This is a genomic window from Phascolarctobacterium sp. (assembly GCF_045124115.1).
Lineage (GTDB): Bacteria > Bacillota > Negativicutes > Acidaminococcales > Acidaminococcaceae > Phascolarctobacterium_A.
Map to the genome: position 1 here is coordinate 1 of NZ_JBGVLF010000026.1, position 2488 is coordinate 2488.

Annotated in this window: 4 protein-coding genes and 1 rRNA gene; all 5 read left to right on the forward strand. The window is 40.6% G+C overall.

The genetic code is table 11. The annotated features are described in order from the left end of the window. Positions 1-67 precede the first annotated feature (67 nt). Positions 68-307: a hypothetical protein gene (locus ACJMM4_RS03815; RefSeq protein WP_405383140.1), complete on the forward strand. Its 240-nt coding sequence runs from the start codon at positions 68-70 to the stop codon at positions 305-307. A 140-nt stretch (positions 308-447) separates the two neighbouring features. Then, positions 448-816, forward strand: coding sequence for a hypothetical protein (locus ACJMM4_RS03820; protein WP_405383142.1), 369 nt, complete (start codon positions 448-450; stop codon positions 814-816). Between the two features lie 42 nt (positions 817-858). Beyond that, positions 859-1035, forward strand: coding sequence for a hypothetical protein (locus ACJMM4_RS03825; protein ID WP_405378607.1), 177 nt, complete (start codon positions 859-861; stop codon positions 1033-1035). 67 nt (positions 1036-1102) lie between these two features. Continuing rightward, positions 1103-2065 (forward strand): helix-turn-helix transcriptional regulator, encoded by a 963-nt coding sequence (locus tag ACJMM4_RS03830; RefSeq protein WP_405378609.1) that lies wholly within the window; start codon positions 1103-1105, stop codon positions 2063-2065. 349 nt (positions 2066-2414) lie between these two features. Further along, a 16S ribosomal RNA gene (locus tag ACJMM4_RS03835) occupies positions 2415-2488 on the forward strand; the annotation flags it as partial.

The following is a 2488-nucleotide window of genomic DNA, read 5'->3' on the forward strand; positions in this document are numbered from 1 at the left end:
GACATGGCATAAATCCCCTTTGCTTTGATTTTGTTAGCGCTTTAATTATACCAAAGGGATACGGTTTATGCCTTTTTTATTGGCTGAAATATTGAGTTTTCAAGGTTCTAACCTATTTTTAGGTGTGGGAAGTTTTAGTATGTTAAAATTATCCCGTCCGCTCACAGAACAAGACAAAGCATTGTTAAAGGAGTTCATTACCTGCAAGTTCTTGCTTGAAATTGCTGAGTCTCAAGGAGATCAAGCCCAAGCAGCGCATTATAGAATGCGTCTGGAGCAGCTTTCAAACCATGATGCTAGTAATTAATGAGAACCTCTCTTTGCGGTTCCACCATAAGGAGCCGTAAAGCGATATATCAAAGGTATAATTTGTGTAGAAAGAAGTCTTAAATTATAGGCTTGCATTTTTACGCTAAGAATTTTTTGCTGTGGATAGGAGATTGACACGTGGATAAAGAATATTGTAGCAAAGTACTTTTTTCAATTATATTTTGGAGCTGCTTATGTTTTATGGCAGTGCCAACGGTGGTAGGGTATTTTCCCAATGAGATAGGGATGGATACGCTTGCTTTTCGAGGCTTTAACTTTATGGAAGTAAGTCCGTTTGGCTGGATTTGTACTTTCTCCCTGCTTGTGGGTTTAGTTGCTGCGAGAGTAAAGATTGGCTATAAAACGCGTAGCCGGATAGCTATTATCTGCTTGGTTTTGGCTATGGTAGGTTATGTGTACGGTTCGTTTGCCGCAGAACAATTCTTACAGGATGTGCATGCTGAAAATATTGAAAACGGCGTAAGGACAGTGCTGAACATGCTCTAAGAGTCCTCTACTTATATTTATAATCCAAGGAGAAGTGATGCTATGTTGGCGATTAATCATCACAAAATCATAAAGAACGATAATCTTGAAAAGAAACTTGCAGAACTTCGTGCCAAAATACGCGTAGCTAAGGTTATTGGTAAGCGTGATGCCGCAGCAAAGTATGAACTGGAATTGGCTGAGTTAGAGTTGGAAAAGTGTAGACTCTTACAATTGTAACAGTAAGCACATAGGTAAATTAAAGAGCTATAAGGCACATTATACTAATTACAAGGATGGCGTGGCGATGAAGCAGGATAGGGTATTAGAAATATTTTTTAGGAGTCTGCATGGGGAAAACATCAAGGTACGGGATTTGGCTAACGAATATGCTGTTTCCACCAAGAGCATTAGCAGGGATATTAATGATTTAAAGGCTTTTATGGCTGATCATCGGGAACTGGTGGGCAACACGGAGCTGGAGTATAGCCATAAGGACAAATGTTATAAACTGCATATGGACAGCTTTTTGACCAACAAGGAGTTATTTGCCCTATTAGAAGTGCTCATTGGCGCTAGAGCATTTTCCCAAGCGGAGTTGTGGGCTTTGGTTGACAAGCTTAAACGCTTGACCACGCCGGAGGATAGGCCGAAACTAACGGAGCTTTTGCGGAAAGAACTCTTTAATTATCCACCTGTAAAACATGATTGCGAAAGCGTGCAGGATGTTTTGTGGCAGCTTATCAATTGCATCATAGGCAGAAAGGAAATTTCCGTAGAATATTATCGCATGGATAGAAAGTGCACCGCTCATAGGTTGCGCCCTGTATCAATAATGTTTACGGATTATTACTTTTATTTAATCGCCTATACGGAAGATGGCGAGCAAGGACATCCGTATTACTTTAGAGTGGACAGGGTCAAGCATATTACGGAACATCGCAAATCTTTTGCTGCTGACGAAGTGGCGGATTTTAACGAAGGGGAGCTACGCAAGCGGAGTTTGTTTATGTGGCCAGGGCCGTTGCGCACAATTCGTTTTGAATTTAGCGGGCCTTCTTATCAAGCTGCGTTGGATAAGATTCCTACCGCTAGGATTATTGAGCGGATGGGCAATGGAAAATACCTTATCGAAGCAGAGACCTACGGAGATGGTATTAAGATGTGGTTATTGAGCCAAGGCGCGTGGGTAAAGGTTGTGCAGCCTGCGGAGTTGGTGGAAGCAATGCGTGCGGAAATCGAAAAAATGAGTAATTTATATAAAAAATAAGTGATGTTGCGAAGAAAATTTTTAAAAGATTTGTATTTTCTATGTATGGCAAAATCCTGTATACAAGATACTTTCTTTTACTACGCATCCGTGTGTTTTACGTAATTTTGTTAAGAAAGATACAAAAATCTTGAAAAAAGGTGTTGACATATATGGTGCTGCGTGGTATTATATACAAGTCGACGCGATACGGCAACGAACGAGAGCCAAGGTCGCTAGACCATGAACCTTGAAAACTGAACAATAACCTATTAAAAAAGCGAATGTGCGGGTCGAGTTCGAAAGAACGAGACCAAGTCAAATAATATTCTTTTTAATAATAAGAGCCAAATCGGTTCTTCAATAAACTTTATTGGAGAGTTTGATCCTGGCTCAGGACGAACGCTGGCGGCATGCCTAACACATGCAAGTCGAACGGAGATT